The following is a 19,497-nucleotide window of genomic DNA, read 5'->3' as shown; positions in this document are numbered from 1 at the left end:
ATTCGCTTACGCCGCTCTTAAGGAATTCTTACGACAGCACTCATCCCGTCAGTCGGGAAACCAGAAACCAGAGCAGCACGAGGATGCCCAGCACGATTCGGTAATAGCCGAAGATCGCAAAGGAATGATTCCGGATATAGCGCATCAGGAAGTTAATGCAGTAGAGGCTCACCAGAAATGCTACGAGGCAGGCAAGCAGCAGATACAGCCATTGGCTTCCGGAAAAGAGCAGACCGTGCTTCACCAGCTTCAGAAGACTCGCGCCGAACATCACCGGCACGCTCAGGAAGAAGGAAAACTCCGCCGCCGGAATCCGCGCTACGCCCAGCAGCATCGCGCCGAGTATGGTCGCGCCGGAGCGGGAGGTGCCCGGGATCAGCGCGAGGCACTGGAACAGACCGATCAGAAAGGCAGTTCGGAGATCCAGCTCATGAAGGCTCTCCACCGTGAATTCCTTCGTTTCATTCTGCCGCTCCAGCACGAGGAAGAAGATGCCGTAGAGAATCAGCATCAGCGCCACGACGAAGCCGTTATAGAGATATTTATCGAGGATGTCGTCGAAGAGCAGCCCCAGCACTGCCGCCGGAACGCAGGCAGCGATGATCTTGATCCAGAGCTGCATCTTCGACGGGAGCAGACCGACCCTGCCGCTCCTCCGAGAGCGCGCAAGGGGCCAGAGCTGATGGAAGAAGCGGAACAGCACCGCGAGGATCGCTCCCAGCTGAATCACCACCAGAAAAACCGAGACGAAATCCTCCGGCTGATGCAGATGAATGATCTCATTCACGAGGATCATGTGTCCGGTCGAGGAAATCGGCAGCCACTCGGTGAAGCCCTCTACCATTCCCAAGATGATTACTTTCAGAATCTCAATAATGTTCATATTTTTCCTTCTATAAAAAAGTTATCCGGCAGGACGAGCCTCCTGCCCTCTGAAGCAGCTGCGCTATCTGTTTTCGATCTGCCAGTTGATCGGCGAAAGTCCTTGCTCTGTGAGGTAACGATTCGTCTTCGAAAACGGCTTCGAGCCGAAGAAGCCGCGGTAGGCGCTCAGCGGGCTCGGATGCGGTGCCTTCAGCACCAGATGCTTCGGATTATGAAGCATCTCCGCCTTTTTCTGCGCAGGACTGCCCCAGAGGATGAATACCATCGGACGATCCTGCTCCGCAAGCACCCGGATCGCCGCATCCGTGAACTCCTCCCATCCGATCCCCCGATGGGAATTCGCCTCATGGGCACGAACCGTGAGCACTGTATTCAGCAGCATCACGCCCTGCTCCGCCCATGCCCGAAGATACCCGTTGTTCGGGATATAACAGCCCAGATCGTCATGGAGCTCCTGATAAATATTTTTCAGAGAGGGCGGGATCTCCACCCCCGGCTTGACTGAGAAGCTGAGTCCATGCGCCTGCCCCACATTATGATAGGGATCCTGCCCCAGAATCACGACCTTCACCTCGGAGAGGGGCGTGAAACGGAAGGCGTTGAAAATATCCCCCGCATCCGGAAAGATCCGCCGCGTCTCATACTCCCGCTTCACTGTATTGTAGAGCCGTCGGTAATACGGCTTCGCAAACTCCGCCTTCATCGGCGGCAGCCAGTCATTGTCAATCATGCTCTCCTCCAAAACTTACATGGGAGCTCCTCCGCTCTCTCTGCTGCGAAACCTGCTTGTAGAGGTCATAGAGCAGCGAGCCGGTCTTTCCCTCCGCCGGATATTCGTCCTTTCCGATCTCCAGAATATATTTCTCATAGGCGTTGATAATCCGTGTCCCGCACGAATGTGCCCGTTCCCGCCGGAAGTCCCCGTAGCTGGCATGGACATGCCCGTGCACCATATATTTCGGATGATAGCGGCGTAGAAGCTCCTCGAAGCAGACGAAGCCCTGATGCGGAAGATCCGGGAGATCCCCGTAGCCCTTTGCCGGCGCGTGCGTCACCAGGAGATCGAAGCCATTCTTCAGCGCGATATCCCGCCGAACCCGCTGCACCCGCTTCGCCATCTCCCGCTCCGAATACATGTACACTCCGTTCCCGTAGCGCATGGAGCCGCCCAGCCCGAGGATCCGAAGCCCATGGAAGTCATAGACCCGATCCTCGATGCATTCACAGCCGAGCGGCGGACGGTAATCGTAGCTGCTATCATGGTTTCCATGCACATAGAGCAGCGGCGCTCTCCCCATCGTCACCAGAAACTGCAGATATTCCGGACACAGGTCACCGCATGAAACAATCAGATCTATCCCCTGCAGCTTCGACTTATCAAAATAATCCCAGAGGGACTTGGATTCCTCATCCGCAATGAACAGTATCCTCATGTCAGAAAGCCTCCCGCCCGAATCAGCTCCTGCACCGGCTCCGTAAACTCCGTGAGCTTCGGCAGCTCGCCGATGACATTGTCGTTCAGCCAGCGCATATTCACGATTTCCTCCGCACCGAGACTGCCCGCCGCGTCGTCCTGGATCAGCCCCTCCTGACTGTGCAGCTCGCCATGGAACGGGCTGAGCCGCTCCAGAATGATCTCTCTCCTGAGAAGCTCAATCAGCTTCCGCGAGCTGTAGTTCAGCTCTCCCGAGAGCAGGATGTCGATGACCCCCTCCCGAAGTCCGTACCAATAGTTGAGCGCCTGATGCGATCTGGCGAGCCGGCTCTCCTCGAAGGAGCCCTCCATGACGGAATTGACCAGAAGCTCGTAATACTTCCCCCAGTCGAATACCGGCGCTGCGAGATTGGTCACGAGCTCCCCGTCCACGGAAATATAAAGCCCGTATTCCCGGGAGGGTCTGTCTGCGCGGGAGAATTCCTGCCCGGAAATCGTCGTGATGCCCTTCTCCCGGAAGTACCGCTTCCAGTCGTCGTCCCGCCTGCCTCTCCAGCGGAGGTGCACACGTGCCCAAGGGTTGATCAGCTGTGCACCGAGCGCGAAGGCATTGATATTCGCGAGCGTGCCGTAGAGCGGGCAAAGCTCCGCATAGCCGATGTCATTGCCCTCCGTCACCGACGCCGCCAGCGCGCCCATCAGGTATTTCGCCTCGTACATCCTGCCGTAATAGCTCCGGATCGAATTGTAGGAGGCATGCACCGAACAGTTCAGGATGCGGATGTCCGGATACGCGATCGCCATCTTGACCGCCACCTCCATCATCGTTCCCGCCGTCGTGAAGATAATGTCGGCGCCCCGCTCCGCGGCGTTCCGGATCGCAGCGCTGACCGCCGCTTCATCCCGGCAATTCTCATACTTCCAGGTCTCCACCCGCTCCCGGAATTTCTCATTCAGATAGTTTCTTCCCAGCTCATGCGCATAGGTCCAGCTCGAAACCTCGATGTCCTGCTCGTAGAGAAAGGCGATCCGCAGAGGCTGCTTCCGCACCGCCAGCGGCGCGGACAGAAACGGAAGCGCGCTGCCGCTCCGCCGAACCTCGGTAGGAGTCTGCACCAGCGTGACCTCTCCGGCAGACTTCAGGTACTCCTTCCATACCTTCTCGATATTCTCCTGAATCTCCTGCGTTCCTCCGTCCCGGAGACTGGCGAAGCCATAGACATTCAGATAGATCAGAAAGGCGTCTCCCGCCGTGATCTCGAGCTTCCCGCCGCCCCGCTCCGTATATTGCTCCCGAAAGCGCTCGAAGCTTGCGTGTACATCCTTGCGAAGCTCCTCCGGCCACAGCTCCCCCGGCTCCATGCCGCAGAGCTTCTGGAGCCGCTCGTAGCCTCCCGGCTCGGAGAACGTGATGGAATACATTCGCGCAGCACGAAAAAACTCCACGAATTCATAGTAGAGCCGGTTTTCCTTCTCTTCCGTCCGAACCGGCATGACCCGGATCACATTCGCGGGAATGGAGCCTGCCTTATTGTACTTCATCACGGAAACCCGCTTGTTTCCCTCCTGTACGTAGAACTTGCGTAGATACTCATAGACCAGAATCGGATCGCGTATCCCCTCGTTCACCGCAGACTCATAGAGGTGCGTCCACTTCATCGCGAATTCCGTACGAACCCCCAGAAGCGGCATGAAATTGTCCGCGAAGGCCTGCTGCCGTCCCGCAGTTTTCGTCCCGACGATATCGTCGATCGGGATCTCCAACACGCCCAGCCGGTTCTCCCCCTGTACATCCTCCGGCTTCACGATATCGTCCAATGCCGGCAGGTACGGATATTTCCCGAACAGAACCGCGCGCCGATACGCCCAGTCCCCCAGCTTCTTCGCCTCCTGATATTCCTCCGTCATTTGCCGTCCCCCTCCTGCGGATATATACCAGTATAACACATTTCCGCAGCACAAACGAAAGAAAAAAGGAGAAAGGATCCATTCCTGTATCCCTTCTCCTGCTCTGTTTGCAGCAGTATCGCCCTCTGTCTGAACCAAGGATATCCGCCAGGCTCCCTGCCTTTACTTCGGGCCTGTCGTGCTGCCTTCGATCAGCGCACCGGTATTCCCGCTGTTTCCGGAGCTGCTGTGGATCGCGGGGTTCGTCGTCCCGTTCGGTGCACTGCCGGTATTTCCGCCCGGTACTGTCGTCACATTCGAGCCGGCGCTCGTCCCTCCCGGCACAACGGCTGTGCCATTTCCCGATGCGCCCGGCCCTGTGCGCTGGTCAGCGGCATTGGTTTCACCTGCCCCGCCGGGGGTGACTGTGGTCGTAGTCGTGGTGGTCGTAGTTGTTGTGGTGGTTGTACCCCCGCCGTTTGGCGTACTGCTGCCGCTGCTGGACTGCGGCGCGTTCGCCTGCGTAGAGGAAACATTCGCCGGAGCTGTGATCGCCGCACCGCTGCTGTCGAAGCTGTAGTTCGTACCGCCGATATCCAGCGTCGTGTTCGCCGCCATTTTGCCGTCACTTAGATAGTAATAGCGGCTGCCGTCCTGCAGCCAGCCCTTCACCATCCTGCCATTGCCGGTGAAGTAGTACCAGTCATTCTCGATCTTCTGCCAGCCGGTGCTCATGATCCCGTTGTTCGGGTTCATGTAATACTTATTGCCCTCGGTGTCCGTCTTCCAGCCGGTCTCCATCTGCCCGTCGCTGCCGTTCAGATAGTAGTAGCTGTTGTCCTGCTTGTACCAGCCGGTATCCATCGCGCCGTCTGTGCCGAAATGGTACCACTTCTCCTTCAGCTTGACCCAGGTATTCGAGAGCATCACGCCGTCCTCTGTGCCGAAGTAATACCATTTTTTATTGATCTGCCGCCAGCCCGTCGCCATAACGCCGCTCGCCTTCAGATAATACCAGACGGTCGCACCGTTCCGCTCCGTCTTCAGCCAGCCGGTCTGCATCACACCGTCGGAACGGAGATAGTACCAGTCTGTGCCGATCTGACGCCAGCCCGTCGCCATCAGCCCGGAGTCGCGGAAATAGTGCCAGTTATTGTTGATCTTCTTCCAGCCCGTCACCGTATAGCCGTCGGAGCCGATATAATAGTAGCCGGAAGAGGTATGAATCCACTTCCCGGTAATCCGCTTGTTCGTGGAATCATCGACATAATAGTATTTCCCATTCTCCTGTCCCCAGCCTGCGTACGCTGCGCCGGACCATGCCGACAGCGAAAGCGCCGTACACAGCAGCAGGGCGGAAAGCCGTCTCGAAAGTCTCATCTCATTCCCTCCAAACCATCCAGGAAAGCAACTCCTCAGATTCTGAATTCTCTATTCATAAGATAGCACACTCTCCGCTGTCTGTCCCTTTCTTTCCCCTTAATTTTTCTGATTTTTCTGTAAGATTTCATCCGAGTCTGCCATGCTCCGTGAGCCGCCGGTACGCATTCTTGAAGTAGCGGTACATCCGGAGCGTATACTCCCCGAAGCTCTCCCCGAGGGAGATTTTATACATACCCCAGAGCGCCCAAAGCAGCCCCCCCAGTCCCATATATGCCGTGACGATATCCGACAGCTCCGGAAACGCCGCTCCCTGCACGGCAATCCCCCGCTCGGGGAATGTCTTCTCTCCCGGAAGGGCCGTCTCCGCTGCGCCGGAGAGCGGTGCAGCGAGGTAATCCGCGAGCAGCTCCTCCGCCTCTGCGAAGCTCATGTAGGAATAAATTGCCGACATCGCGATATCGATGAGGGGATCCGCCATACCGCTGTACTCCCAGTCGATCATCCGGAGCCCTTCTCCGGTGAAGAGAAAATTGTCCTGCACCGAGTCGATGTGGCAAATCGTCCTCTCGCGGGAGAGCCCGTCCAGATAGGCGAGCACCGAGTCTGCCTGCATCCGGATCTTCGGATAGTCCTCGAAGCCGATCTCATGTCCGTTTCGGAGACAAAGCGCCTCGTAATGCCGGAGCCGCTCCCGAATATCGAAGGCATGGGGAAGTGAGATGCCGGAATTATGCAGACGCTTCAGCATCGCCATACAGGCGTATCTCTCTTCCGGCTTCGAGAAATCCGCATTCCGCGCGCCTTCATAATAGCGGGACAGCTTATAGCCGCTCTTCCGGTCGAAATAGACAATATCCTCCGTGATGCCGAGCGCCGACACCGCCTCGTAGACCGCTGCCTCCTCCTCCCGCTTGATGAGCTGCTCCGTGCCCGGCCCCGGAATCCGGCAGATATAGGACTGTCCGCGGTATCCTGCCGAGGCGGAACGCTCCGAAACGGAGAAAAGCCACGACTTGTTGGTCATCCCTGCCTTCAGGCAGCGAATGTTGATAATGTCCGATTCGGGAATCCCCATGCCGCGGGACACCAGCCGCATCGCCTCTGAGCCGGAATGATGCAGATACCTCTCGTCAAATTCCCGCAGCTCCTCCAGATTCTCAAATTCATAGATGACGTTCTCCTCCTGCATATTCGCATGAAGCTCCGGCAGTCTCCGGAGATTCCGGATCAGCACATCCTCCCAGTAGAACTGCTCCGTGCCCGGCATCCGGTAATACGCCGCGGCGAGCGGCAGGAACGCCTCCGTGAACTCCCGCGTGAGGTAGACCGGACCGTACATGCACCACTGATTCTCTCCTCCGACCCTTACTTCCCGGATCACCCGATTCTTGCCGAAGTCTATCGCCCACTCCCGGGTCTCTCCCGCCATGAAGCTCGCCGCGTACCAGCTGCAGGGCTCATAGCTATGATAGAGATTCTCCCGCAGCCAGTTGTCGGAGGAGAGGATGTAGCAATTCTTCCCGCGAAGAAAGTCCGCCGCATGACAGACCGTCGCCAGCGTATTCTTCACAGCATACTCCGGATTGTAGATCAGCTTCAGATCATACTTGTCTACAAGATAGTCGAACTTCTCCTTCAGATAGCCGACCATGATCGCGATGTCGGTGATCCCCGCCTCGTGGAGCTGCCGGATCTGCCGCTCGATCATCCGCTCTCCGAGCACCTCCAGAAGCCCCTTCGGCGTCTCATAGGTAAGCGGCACGAAGCGGGAGCCGAAGCCGGAGGCGAGAATCAGGGCGGCATCGACCCGATACCCCCCGAGCAGCTCCCTCCCCTTCGCACTGACACAGAGTCTGCCGCGCTTCGTCCCCTCCTCCCGGAGAAGATAGCCGTCCGCAATACCCGCTGCGACACGCTGGTTCAGCTTTCCCAGAGAGATCCTGAGAAGCTTCGCCAGCTCCCGCTGCGTACACTCCGGCTTCTCCAGAAGCGTCCGCAGTACCATGATCAGCTCATTCATCGCCGTCTCTTCTCCTTGTTTCTGTGTTTTCCTTGTATTTTTGTTCATATTTTATATCTCATCCAACTTTTTGAACATTCTAGCACTGAAAGACCGGAAATGCAAGCGGATGATTTGAAAGCCATATGCGGAATGTGCATGTATACACACAGAACACCCCCCGTATGCTATGTCCTACTGCTCCGAGACCTCGAAGATCAGGTCGCCGTAGGACGGGAAGGGCCAAAGATCCTTGTCCACGATCCCCTCCAGCTGATCTGCCGGCGCACGGAGCGCCTCCATGTCCGCCGCCACAAGGTCGTGGTAGGCATGCGCCCGTTCCTCGGCATCCCGGATCCGGAGGGAGCGCTCCACATCAAAGAGCAGCTGCTCCCTCCGATCCTGCAGCTCACGAAGGAGGCGGGAGGAGCGGGTCAGGAGCCCCAGCTGCACTGACACATCCGCCTCCGCGCAGGCGGCGCGCACCTTGTTGACGGAATCTGCGAGCCGTGTATTGTAGCGGATTACCGCCGGAATAATCTGCTTTCCGGCAATGTTGATCATCGCGCGCGCCTCGATATTGATAACCTTCGCATACTGCTCGAACTCCACCGCGCTGCGGCTCCGGAGCTCGCTCTCCGTATAGATGTCAAATTCGCTGAAAAGGCGAATCGCCTTCTCCGTCGTCAGCGCCGGGATCGCATCCACCATGGAGGGGAGATTCGGAAGGCCTCTCCGTGCCGCTTCGGCGACCCACTCCTCGGAATAGCCGTTGCCGTTGAAGATAATCCTCTCGTGCTTCGACAGGAGCTCCTTGATCAGGTCATGCAGCTCGAGCTGGAAATCCGCCGCGTTTTCCAGCCGATCCGCCGCCGCCTTGAACTGCTCCGCGACGATGGTATTCAGGATCGTATTCGTACTGGCAATGGAGTCCGAGGAGCCCACCATACGGAACTCGAACTTGTTGCCGGTGAAGGCAAAGGGCGAGGTCCGGTTCCGGTCCGTGACATCCGCGTCCAGATCCGGGAGCGTAGTCACACCGGTCTTCAGATTCTTCCCCCGCTTCGAATTCGTCGCATAGCCGGTGCCGATCAGCTGCTCCACGACATCCTCCAACTGCGTCCCGAGGAAAACCGAGATGATCGCGGGCGGTGCTTCGTCTGCGCCGAGACGGTGATCGTTTCCCACATCCGCTGCGGAGAGTCGGAGAAGGTCGGCATGAATATCCACCGCTGCCAGAATGCAGGACAGCACCAGCAGGAACTGGACGTTTTCATGCGGCGTGACGCCCGGATTCAGCAGATTGATGCCGTCGTCCGTCGTCAGCGACCAGTTATTGTGCTTGCCGGAGCCGTTCACACCCTCAAACGGTTTCTCATGCAGGAGGCATTCCAGTCCATGCCTGCCCGCCGCCTTTTTCAGCGTCTCCATCACGAGCTGATTATGATCCGCAGCGAGGTTCGCCTCGTCATAGATCGGCGCGAGCTCATGCTGTGCCGGAGCCGCCTCGTTGTGCTCCGTCTTCGCGCTGACGCCGAGCTTCCAGAGCTCGAGATCGACATCCCGCATAAAGGCGGCGATCCGCTTCCGGATCACGCCGAAGTAATGATCGTCCAGCTCCTGCCCCTTCGCCGGCATGACGCCGAAGAGCGTACGTCCGGTATAGATCAGATCCTTCCGTTTCAGATATTTCTCCCGGTCGATCAGGAAATACTCCTGCTCCGCACCGACGGAGGGCTTCACATTCTTTGAGCTGGTATTACCGAAGAGACGCAGCACCCGGAGCGCCTGCTCGTTGACCGCCTGCATGGAGCGGAGCAGCGGGGTCTTCTGATCCAGTGCTTCACCCGTATAGGAGCAGAACGCCGTCGGGATGCAGAGCGTCACCGCTTCTCCCTCCCGCCGGAGGAAGGCAGGGCTGGTGCAGTCCCATACGGTATAGCCGCGCGCCTCGAAGGTCGCACGCAGCCCGCCTGAGGGGAAGGAGGAGGCATCCGTCTCGCTCCGAACCAGCTCCTTGCCGGAGAACTCCATCATGACCTTGCCCTCGCTGTCCGGTGCGGAAATGAAGGAATCATGCTTCTCCGCCGTGATGCCGGTCAGCGGCTGGAACCAGTGCGTATAGTGCGTCGCTCCATTCTCGATCGCCCACTCCTTCATCGCCTGCGCGACAGAATCCGCAATCGTCGGATCCAGCTCATAGCCCTCGTTCACGGTCTTTTTCAGCCTCCGGTACACCTCCCTCGGAAGCCGTTCCCGCATGACCTTGTCATTGAACACATTCATGCCGAAAAGCTCTGTGACATTCACCCTCTCGCTCATCCTGTTCTCCTCTTCTCGCACAATAGAGACTTTCGGGAATAAATTTTACTTCATCTGCCGCAGTTCTGGCAAGACAAAAGAGGAACCCGCCCCACGGATTCCTCTTTTCACGCTTATTTTTCGAGCTTCAGCCGATCCAGCTTCCAGATGTCCCTGACATACTCCTCGATCGTTCTGTCAGAGGAGAACTTGCCGGCATTCGCGGTATTCAGGATCGCGGCTCTCGCCCACCATGCCTCGTCACCGAAGCGCTCGACCGCACGGCTCTGCGCCTCCGCATACGCCGGGAAATCCCGGAGGATGAAGTAGCGATCCGCTACATCCGACTCATTGGTATTCAGAAGCGAGTTGTAGAGCGGACGGAAGAGCTCCGGGTTCTCCGGGCTGTAATAGCCGTTCACGAGCTGCATCAGTACGCGGCGGATATCCTGGTTGGCATTGAAGATATCCATCGGCTTGTACTCGCCGCTATGCTCCAGCGCGATGACCTCGTCAGAGGACATACCGAAGATGAACGCGTTCTCCTCTCCCGCCTCCTTCACGATCTCGACATTCGCGCCGTCCATGGTGCCCAGCGTCAGCGCGCCGTTCAGCATCAGCTTCATATTCGAGGTGCCGGATGCCTCCTTGGATGCCGTGGAGATCTGCTCGGAGATGTCCGCCGCCGGAATGATGATCTCCGCGGAGGATACCTTGTAATCCTCAATGAATACGACCTTGATCCTGCCATGGATGCTCTCGTCGTTGTTGATGACCTCTGCCACATTATTGATCAGCTTGATCGTCAGCTTCGCAGTCCTGTAGCCTGCCGCCGCCTTCGCGCCGAAGATATAGGTGTGCGGCGTAAACTCCATATCCGGATGATCCTTCAGCTGATTGTAGACGTACATCACATGCAGGATATTAAGGAGCTGGCGCTTGTACTCGTGAAGCCGCTTCACCATGACGTCGAAAATCGAGTTTACATCGACCTGAACACCGTTGTGCTCGAGGATATAGCGCGCGAGCCGCTCCTTATTGTGACGCTTGATCGCCATGAACTCCGCCTGCGCCTTCCTGTCCTCGGCGTAGATCGTGAGCTTCCTAAGGCGCGGGAGATCCGTCACCCACTCTGTCCCGATCTTGTCGTCGATCCACGCGGCAAGCTCCGGATTGGCATGCAGCAGCCATCTCCTCTGCGTGATGCCGTTCGTCTTGTTGGAGAATTTCTCCGGGTAGAGCTCATAGAAGTCCTTGAGCTCCTGCTTCTCCAGAATCTCCGTGTGCAGCTTCGCCACGCCGTTCACGGCATGCCCGCCGACGATCGCCAGATGCGCCATCTTGACCTGCCCGTCATAGATGACCGCCATCGCACGGATCTTCTCCTCCGCATTCTCCGGATACCTCGCACGGATCTCTTCGCAGAAGCGGCGATTGATCTCCTCTACAATCTGGTAAATACGCGGAAGCAGCTTGGAGAAGAGCTCGATCGGCCACTTCTCGAGCGCCTCCGCCATGATCGTGTGATTCGTATAGGCGCAGGTCTTCGTCGTGATATCCCAGGCGAGATCCCAGTCCAGATCATAGTCGTCCATCAGCACGCGCATCAGCTCCGCCACGGCGACCGTCGGGTGCGTGTCGTTCATCTGGAATGCCGCCTTCTCATAGAGCTTCGTCACATCCCCGTTGTGCTTGTCGGCATACTCCTTCACCGCGGTCTGTACGGAGGCACTGATGAAGAAATACTGCTGACGGAGGCGGAGCTCCTTGCCCGCATAGTGATTGTCGTTCGGATAGAGCACCTCGACGATATTCCGCGCCATATTCTCCGACTCGACCGCCTTCTGGTAATTTCCCTTATCGAACTCCTCCAGATGGAAGACATCCTTTGCCTGCGCATCCCATACCCGAAGCGTATCCACGACATGATTGTTGTATCCCACCACCGGCGTATCATACGGAATGGCGATCACAGACTGGTATCCCCTCTGTACGAAGCGAAGCTTACCGTCTTCGTTCACCGTCTCGACCCAGCCGCCGAAGCGCACCTCCTTCGAGAGCTCTGCACGGCGGATCTCGAAGGGGTTTCCATCCTTCAGCCAGTCGTCCGGCTCCTCCTTCTGATAGCCATCCACGATCCGCTGCTTGAACATCCCGTACTTATAACGGATGCCGCAGCCGCATGCCCAGTAGCCGAGCGTCGCGAGCGAGTCCAGGAAGCAGGCGGCGAGTCTGCCGAGTCCGCCGTTGCCGAGCGCCCAGTCCGGCTCCTCGTCCTCCAGCGCATTTAAGTCCAGCCCCAGCTCGGAGATCACCTCGCGGATTCCCTCATGCGCACAGAGATTCAGGATATTGTTGCCGAGCGCACGCCCCATCAGAAACTCCATCGAGAGGTAGTACACTCTCTTGGCATCCTGCTTCTCCGCCGCCCTCTGGGTACGCATCCAGTCATCGATGATCTGATCCTGCACCGCAGCGGCAACCGCCTGAAACGCCTCCTTCTGATCGAGATCCCGGAGATCCCTGCGGAAGAGCTTCCTTGCATTGCTCTCGATTTCCTTTTTAAATGCTGCCTTATCGAAGTTTTCCATGTCCTCGTCCCTCTCCTTCGTTCCTTCTCATGCCCTTCTGACCGTGAGCGTCACTTCCTCGCCGTTGATATCCCAGCTCTTCTGATGGCCCTCGATGCCGCTGTAAACCAGACTGTCGCAGAGCACTACCTGCCGGATCTCACTCTCATGCTTCCGGGAAAGCGCCGCGATTTTCTCATTTCCCGTCACCGATGCCTCGATGTGGTCCATCACCTCGAGACCTGCCTCCTTCCGCATGGTCTGGAGCTTCGATATCAGCTCGCGAACGAAGCCCTCCTCACGCAGCGCCTCCGTCAGATTCGTATCGAGCACGACCGTATAGCCGTTGCCCTCCTCCGTCACGAAGCCGTCTCTCTGGGAAACGCTGATCAGGAGATCCTCCTTCGTGAGCACTACCTCCTCCTGCTCTTCTGTGAAGCGCAGCTCTCCGGTCTCATTCAGCTCCTTCATCGCGCGCGCGCCGTCCATCTCCGTGAGATGAGCGCGGATCGCATTCAGAAGCTTGCCGTACTTCGGCCCGACGGTCTTCAGCTGCGGCTTGAAGCTGTATGCCGTGAAGGCAGAGAGCTCCTCCTCGAAATGAACTCTCTTCACATTGAGCTCAGAGCGCACAATCTCCATGAAAAAGCTGTCGAGCGGCTTCTCCGCCCTGACGTACAGATCTCCCAGCGGCTGCCGGTTCTTCACTGCCGCGGTGTTTCTCGCCGCACGACCGAGCTGTACGAGCTCACGCACCTCCTGCATGGATGCCTCCAGCCCGTCGTCGATCCGCGCCGGATCGGATATCGGATAATCGCAGAGATGTACGGATCTCGGCGCGTCCGGATTCACAGAGCATACGAGGTTCCGGTAGATACTCTCCGTGATAAACGGCACGAGCGGCGCTGCCAGCTTCGCGAAGCTTACCAGTGTCGTGTAGAGCGTCTCATAGGCATTGACCTTGTCCTGCTCCATCCCCTTCGCCCAGAAGCGCTCTCTGGACAGGCGGACATACCAGTTGCTCATATCATCCGCGAAATCCTGCAGCGCTGCCGCCGCCTCCGGTATCCGGAAGCCTGCGAGATCCTGATCCACCTCTCGGATCACGCTGTTCAGCCGGCTCAGAAGCCAGCGATCCATGACAGAGAGCCCCGATGTCTCCAGCGTGTATCTCGTCGGATCGAACTGATCGATATTCGCATAAAGCACGAAAAAGGCATAGGTATTCCAGAGTGTCGAGAGAAATTTGCGCTGTCCCTCCACCACTGCCTTGTCGTGGAAGCGGTTCGGCAGCCACGGCGCGGAATTCGTGTAGAAGAACCAGCGGATCGCATCCGCACCATGCTTCGTCAGTGCATCCATCGGATCGACCGCGTTGCCCTTCGACTTCGACATCTTCTGCCCGTTTTCATCCTGCACATGCCCGAGCACGAGGACATTCTCATACGGCGCCCTGTTGAACAGAATGGTGGACTCTGCCAGCAGGGAATAGAACCAGCCGCGGGTCTGATCCACCGCCTCGCAGATAAACTGCGCCGGGAACTGTGCCTCGAAGAGCTCCCTGTTTTCAAACGGATAATGGTGCTGCGCATAGGGCATGGCACCGGAATCGAACCAGCAGTCGATCACCTCCGGAACGCGGCGCATCTCCCCGCCGCAGTCCGGGCAGGTGCAGATAATCTGATCCACGTAGGGCTTGTGGAGCTCGATATGCTCATAGCCGACATAGTCCCTGCTGTAGCCCTTCTCTCCCTTTGCCTTCCATGCATCGAGCAGCTCCCGATAGTTTTTCCCCTTCTCGGAGAGCTCCCGGATCGAACCGATCGACTCCTTATGCCCGCATGCACTGCACTTCCAGATATTGAGCGGCGTGCCCCAGTAGCGATTCCGGGAAATGCCCCAGTCCTGTACATTCTCGATCCATGCGCCGAAGCGCCCCTTGCCGATCGACTCCGGAATCCAGTTAACGGTATTGTTGTTTCGGATGAGCGCGTCCTTCACCGCGGTCATTTTGATAAACCATGACTCTCTCGCATAGTAGATCAGCGGCGTGCCGCACCTCCAGCAGTGCGGATAGCTGTGCGTAAACTGCGGCGCGTCAAAGAGCAGCTTCCTCTCGGACAGCTCCCGAAGCACGGCAGGGTCGGCGGAAACTGCGCCCCGCGCTGTCTCCTCCTCGGTAGGCTTGCAGCGCATGCCGGCAAACGGCGTCTCCTCTGTCATCTCCCCCTTCTCGTTCACAAACTTCAGGAGCGGCAGGTCATATTCCCGTCCGACGCGCGCGTCATCCTCACCGAAAGCAGGGGCGATATGTACGATGCCGGTGCCGTCTTCTGCGCTGACATAGCTGTCCGCCACCACGAAATGCGCCCTCTTGTGCTGCTTCTCCGCCGCCTCCCGCGCACAGGCATAGAGCGGCACATAGGACATCCCGACCAGATCACTGCCAATACAGGTGGAAATCGTCTCATAGGCGGCATGGTCGTCGCTTGCAAGCGATCCGAGCACCCTGTCCAGAAGGCTCGTCGCCAGCACATAGGTATAGCCGTCGGCAGCTTTCACCTTCGAATACTCCAGCTCCGGATTGACGCAGAGCGCGGCATTGGACGGCAGCGTCCACGGTGTCGTCGTCCATGCGAGGAAGAAGAAATCCCCGTCCTTCGCCTGGAAGCGCACGATCGCAGAGCGCTCGTGCAGCTCCTTGTAGCCCTGCGCCACCTCATGAGAAGAGAGCGGCGTCCCGCAGCGCGGGCAGTAGGGCACCACCTTGAAGCCCTCATAGAGGAGCCCCTTCTTCCAGATCTCCTTCAGCGCCCACCACTCGGACTCGATGTAGTCGTCGTGATAGGTCACATAGGGATTCTCCATATCCGCCCAGAAGCCGACCTTATAGGAGAAATCCTCCCACATTCCCTTGTATTTCCAGACATTCTCCTTGCAGTGATCGATGAACGGCGCAATGCCATAATGCTCGATCTGCTCCTTGCCGTTGATGCCGATCTGCTTCTCGACCTCCAGCTCCACCGGGAGCCCATGCGTGTCCCAGCCCGCCTTCCGCGGCACCATGCGTCCCTTCATGGCATAATACCGGGGGATCATATCCTTGAAGGCACGGGTCTCCACATGTCCGATGTGCGGCTTGCCGTTCGCTGTCGGAGGCCCGTCATAAAATACATAAGAGGGGTCCGCCTCATGTGCCTTGATCGATTCCTCGAAAATCCCTTCGGATTTCCAGAAGTCCTCTACTTCCCTTTCCCTCTCAACAAAGTTCATGTCGGTATCAACTTTTTTAAACATTCCCCTCTCATCTCCCTAATATATAGTACAGTAAATCCGGCTTTGCCGGACACAGACTCCGTCCGTGCCAGATCGTTTCGCAGCTTCCTGACGGAAGCTGCCGCACTCTCGCATCGCTAATTTATATAGTATATCGGCACCTCCCCCAGAAATCAAGCCATACCGTCCTTTCGATCCGTCTGCGGGAAGCGCCTGCGGACGATCCGGAAGGTCAGGAAGTGGCAGAAGAGGGTCAGCGCCCAGCTCACCGGATAGCCGATATAGAGCCACGAGAGTGTATGAAAGAACGGCAGACGGAACAGGGTCATGATGTAGAGAATCCGCGTCCCGCAGGCGCCGAGAAAGCTCACCAGCATCGGCTCGAAGCTGTAGCCCATGCCGCGGAGGGAGCCCACCATCGTGTCCATCGCACCGCAGAGGAAGTAGGGTCCCGTGATGATCAAAAGCCTCTCCTTCCCATACGCCGCCACCGCCGGATCTGTCGTATAGAAGGAGAAGAGCTGCGAAGAAAACAGATTTGCCAGAAGCCCCAGCGCCAGTCCGATCACCGTTACCAGCCCAAGACACCTGTAGAGGATCGGATTGATCCGGCTGTACTTCCCCGCGCCGATATTCTGACTGCAGAAGGAGAGATTCGTCTGGTAAACCGAGTTCATCGAAATGTAGACGAAGCCCTCGATATTGGCACTGGCGGTCGAGCCTGCCATCGCGATGCTGCCAAAGGAATTGATCGCACTCTGAATAATGACGTTCGAAAGGCTGAACACCGTGCTCTGCAGGCCTGCAGGGAATCCGACCTTGAAGATCTCGAGAAGCTTCTGCCGGTTGATATGAAGCCGCCGAAGATCAAGGTGCAGCCGTCCCTCCTCCCGCGTTAGGATCACGAGGAGACATGCCGCAGAGAGCGCCTGCGACACTGAGGTCGCGATCGCAACCCCCGCGACGCCGATCCGCATCCCCAGTACGAAGAATAGATTCAGGAACACGTTGACGATCCCTGCAGCGAGCTGGAAGTAGAGCGGGCGCTTCGTATCTCCGACGGCACGGAAGATCGCGGAAATAAAATTATAGAGCATCACTGCCGGCATCCCGAGGAAGTAAATCCGAAGATAGCGCACAGAGTCCCCGATCACATCCTGCGGGGAACCCATCAGCTCCAGCATCGGACGCGCCAGCGCCGTGCCAAGCAGGATCAGCAGGACGCCGGAGAGTGCCGCCGTCAGCACCGCCGTCGAAATCGTCTCGGAAAGCGCCGTGTCCTTCCCTGCCGCATAATACCGCGCAACGCAGACGTTCACACCAACCGAAAGCCCGATGAAGAAATTGATCAGCAGATTGATCAGTGAGGCGGTCGAGCCGACTGCCGCCATCGCCTGCGGGCCGACGAAGCGTCCCACGACCACCACGTCCGCCGCGTTAAACAGGAGCTGCAGGATACCGGACGCGATCAGCGGCAGGCTGAACAGCACCAGCTTCGGCAGGATCGCGCCGCTCGTCATATCCATCTCATACTTTTTCGTCGCCGCCATCCCGCCTTCCTTTCCTGAAATCCCATGTCAGATTCATCCATGCCGCTGCCGACAGAAGCCGGAGCGGAGGAGATCCTTCGCTCCGGCTTCCGCCTGTCCGCCCTGTCCCGTTCAAAGCCCCGCGGCTTCCCGCAGCTGCTCCGCGAGCTCCCCCGCGCGCTCTCCTACGATGATATGCAGGAGCGTCTTCGAGGGACGGAGCACGCCGCCCACACCGCAATCCCGGAGCAGTGTCTCATTGACCGCAGAATACTGCGCGATCTCGATCCGAAGCCGCGCGCCATCCGCCGTGACGGAGCGGATATTCTCCCTTCCGCCGAGTCCTGGGAGCAGCTGCTGCGCCGTCTTCCCGAGATCCTTCGATTCCAGCGTGACATGCTGCCTTCCGCCCTTCGGTGGAAGATAGCGCCCCCGCTCTCTTCGGCTCCGGTATTTCACATAGAGGAAGCCGAGCAGAAATGCTGCGAGAAGCAATACCGCGAGAATCAGGATTTTCATGCTGCTTTCCATAGCGTCTCTCCCTTACAGTCGTTGATTTTCGTATCTTTGCAGCTCCGAAACATAGCGCCGTCCCAGCTCTGAAAGCGGCATCCTCCGCTTCTTGATGTAGCCGATCGTCATTTTCTCCTTCGTATCCAGCGGAACCGCCGTATACTCCGGACCGTTCAGCTCCTGACAGATGATGCCGGAGCAGAGCGTGTAGCCATTCAGCCCGAGCATGAGATTCAGCATTGTCGAGCGATCGTTGACCTTGATATGCTTCCTGTAATCGTAGGTGCTGAGCACCTCCTCCGCGAAGTAGAAGGAATTGCGTTCTCCCTGATCGAAGGAGCAGCAGGGATAGTCCCGGAGATCCTCCATAGAGATCAGCGCCTTCCCCGCGAGCGGATTGGACTTCGCCAGAAAAACGAAGATGTTGCAGTCAAAGAGCGGGATGAACTCCAGCGAAGCCTCCCGGAGGATCTTGCCGATGACCCTTGCATTGAAGTCGTTCCGGTAAAGCACCCCCAGCTCGCTGGTCTGGTTCTTCACATTCTCGATGACCTCCATCGTCTTCGTCTCATGCACCGCGAACTCATATTTATTGTCCGCCTCATACTGCCGCGCAAGTCGGATGAATGCCTCCACCGCGAAGGTATAATGCTGCATCGAGACGGAGAACTTCTTTTTCTGCGCCGTCCCCGCGAGATATTTGTCCTCCATGAGCTGATACTGCTCGGAGATCTGTCTGGCGTAGCCGAGGAACTCCTCTCCCTCCGAGGTCACGACGATCCCGCGGTTCGAGCGGCTGAAAATCTCGATCCCGACCTCCTTCTCCAGCGCCTTGATCGCAGCGGAGAGGCTGGGCTGGGTGAGGAAGAGCCGCTTCGCCGCCTCATTCATCGAGCCGCAGTCGGAAACCATGATGACCTGCCGAAGCTGCTGCAGCGTCATGGCTTACCCCTCTGCGAAATCCCCGTGATCAGCCCCGCCGGATCGAGGAAGACCCTCTCCCCGAGAAGCGTGCCGTTTTCGAGAAGCTCCGTCGCCCGAAACGTCGTGATTCGGTCACCGTCCCGCCGTTCCAGCACTGCATTCATTTCGAAGGCGCCGTCGCCGCTGTAAAGCAGCGCGCCGCTCTCCCTGTCATAGAGCGACAGGGTCTTGAAGATCAGGAAGCGCTTGCCGTTCCCGTTCTCCAGTACGACCTGTCCGGGACTGCCCAGCTCTGCCCGTGCGTCCGGATGCTCCTTCAGAACCCCGATATAGCGCGCGGTCTTCTCATTCAGCTCCTCTATGCCCTTGCCCCTCCGCATCCTCGATCCATAAATGCTGAGTCTCGTGCCGTCCGGCGTCGTCGTATCCGTGAGTGCTGCGCCATCCTCTCCGAGGTAGAAGCAGCCGACCCACTCGTTCCGCGCCATCCTGCCGTCGTCATGAAAGTAATAGAAGCTGCCATCCACGATCAGCCAGCCCGTCATCATACGGGAAGCCTCGGCATAGTACCATACATCTCCGTCAGCGTGGATCCAGCCGCTGTAGGGCGTCCTCTCATAATTCTCCGGAAGCGTATCCGGCTCCGTATAGAAGTACCATACGCCGTCCTTCTGCTCCCAGACATCTCGCGCGCGTCCCGTCACGGAAAAGAACAGGAGGCAGAGCATACATGCCCCCAGCATTCTCCCGATTTTCCAGCCTCTCTTCATCCTTTTCCTCCTGTCGAAGCATAGC

13 protein-coding genes are annotated in these 19,497 nt (G+C 58.0%); all 13 read right to left on the bottom strand.

Annotation, left to right across the window (positions count from 1 at the left end; genetic code table 11):
• Nucleotides 1-40 precede the first annotated feature (40 nt).
• The 13 genes from HW273_RS03605 to HW273_RS03545 all read right to left on the bottom strand — a co-directional run bounded on the left by HW273_RS03605 (nt 41) and on the right by HW273_RS03545 (nt 19,472).
• A complete protein-coding gene (locus tag HW273_RS03605; RefSeq protein ID WP_179010478.1) occupies nt 41-883 on the bottom strand; it encodes an undecaprenyl-diphosphate phosphatase in 843 nt (280 codons plus the stop codon).
• A gap of 63 nt (nt 884-946) precedes the next feature.
• Nucleotides 947-1,615: a uracil-DNA glycosylase gene (locus HW273_RS03600; protein WP_179010477.1), complete on the bottom strand. Its 669-nt coding sequence runs from the start codon at nt 1,613-1,615 to the stop codon at nt 947-949.
• Nucleotides 1,608-2,318 (bottom strand): metallophosphoesterase family protein, encoded by a 711-nt coding sequence (locus HW273_RS03595; RefSeq protein WP_179010476.1) that lies wholly within the window; start codon nt 2,316-2,318, stop codon nt 1,608-1,610. The genes HW273_RS03600 and HW273_RS03595 overlap by 8 nt, the downstream gene beginning before the upstream one ends.
• Nucleotides 2,315-4,228, bottom strand: coding sequence for a BMP family ABC transporter substrate-binding protein (locus HW273_RS03590; RefSeq protein ID WP_179010475.1), 1,914 nt, complete (start codon nt 4,226-4,228; stop codon nt 2,315-2,317). The genes HW273_RS03595 and HW273_RS03590 overlap by 4 nt, the downstream gene beginning before the upstream one ends.
• Nucleotides 4,229-4,390: 162 nt before the next feature.
• Nucleotides 4,391-5,587 carry an N-acetylmuramoyl-L-alanine amidase family protein gene (locus tag HW273_RS03585; protein WP_179010474.1) on the bottom strand — a complete coding sequence of 399 codons (1,197 nt, stop codon included), beginning with the start codon at nt 5,585-5,587 and terminating at the stop codon, nt 4,391-4,393.
• Nucleotides 5,588-5,714: 127 nt separating this feature from the next.
• Nucleotides 5,715-7,610, bottom strand: coding sequence for a phosphotransferase (locus tag HW273_RS03580; protein WP_179010473.1), 1,896 nt, complete (start codon nt 7,608-7,610; stop codon nt 5,715-5,717).
• Between the two features lie 174 nt (nt 7,611-7,784).
• Nucleotides 7,785-9,911 (bottom strand): glutamine synthetase III family protein, encoded by a 2,127-nt coding sequence (locus tag HW273_RS03575; RefSeq protein ID WP_179010472.1) that lies wholly within the window; start codon nt 9,909-9,911, stop codon nt 7,785-7,787.
• A gap of 113 nt (nt 9,912-10,024) precedes the next feature.
• Nucleotides 10,025-12,481 carry a glycogen/starch/alpha-glucan phosphorylase gene (locus HW273_RS03570; RefSeq protein ID WP_179010471.1) on the bottom strand — a complete coding sequence of 819 codons (2,457 nt, stop codon included), beginning with the start codon at nt 12,479-12,481 and terminating at the stop codon, nt 10,025-10,027.
• Nucleotides 12,482-12,508: 27 nt separating this feature from the next.
• Nucleotides 12,509-15,757, bottom strand: coding sequence for an isoleucine--tRNA ligase (gene ileS, locus HW273_RS03565; RefSeq protein ID WP_179010470.1), 3,249 nt, complete (start codon nt 15,755-15,757; stop codon nt 12,509-12,511).
• Between the two features lie 152 nt (nt 15,758-15,909).
• Entirely contained in the window at nt 15,910-17,286 is a 1,377-nt protein-coding gene (locus tag HW273_RS03560) for an MATE family efflux transporter (protein WP_179010469.1), read from the bottom strand.
• Between the two features lie 111 nt (nt 17,287-17,397).
• On the bottom strand, nt 17,398-17,796 hold the full coding sequence (locus HW273_RS03555; RefSeq protein WP_179010468.1) for a PTS transporter subunit EIIB: 399 nt from the start codon (nt 17,794-17,796) through the stop codon (nt 17,398-17,400).
• 12 nt (nt 17,797-17,808) lie between these two features.
• Nucleotides 17,809-18,720, bottom strand: a complete 912-nt coding sequence (locus tag HW273_RS03550; protein WP_179010467.1) for a LysR family transcriptional regulator — start codon at nt 18,718-18,720, stop codon at nt 17,809-17,811.
• Complete coding sequence (locus HW273_RS03545) at nt 18,717-19,472, bottom strand: cell wall-binding protein (protein WP_179010466.1); 756 nt, start codon at nt 19,470-19,472, stop codon at nt 18,717-18,719. Before HW273_RS03545 ends, HW273_RS03550 begins: the two co-directional genes overlap by 4 nt.
• Between the last annotated feature and the right edge of the window lie 25 nt (nt 19,473-19,497).

The organism is Oribacterium sp. oral taxon 102, from assembly GCF_013394775.1.
Classification (GTDB): domain Bacteria; phylum Bacillota; class Clostridia; order Lachnospirales; family Lachnospiraceae; genus Oribacterium.
Note: the sequence above shows the minus strand (reverse complement) of the source record. Positions and strands in the feature narration are given on the sequence as shown.